The sequence below is a fragment of the Clostridium sp. DL1XJH146 genome (assembly GCF_054819755.1).
Genome location: NZ_JBTVVN010000158.1, coordinates 1 through 253 on the forward strand (window position 1 = coordinate 1; position 253 = coordinate 253).

Annotated in this window: 1 protein-coding gene; it reads right to left on the reverse strand. The window is 53.8% G+C overall.

What is annotated here, in order from left to right:
• Positions 1-227: DUF4838 domain-containing protein (locus ACVHXK_RS18920; RefSeq protein ID WP_461207950.1), on the reverse strand; the 227-nt coding region annotated here is incomplete at its 3' end.
• Between the last annotated feature and the right edge of the window lie 26 nt (positions 228-253).

Genomic DNA, 253 nt, shown 5'->3' on the forward strand with positions numbered 1-253 from the left:
TGTTCCAAAGCGCGGCAGTTGGCACATTGGCAGGGTTTCTCATTATCATTTTGCGACACACTGTACACCCAGCACCCAGGATGCTCATCTATATAGGTGCGAAGGCGGGCTATCATGGTGCGCAGCACTGCGGGGTTGGAAAGGCAGAGTTGCCCATCGGCAATGCGGCGGCCGTCGTAGAGACTGAAAAACTCGGGGTGGGTGGCGAAAAACTCGTGAGGAGGCATCAAAATTTCAAACGTATGTATGCCAC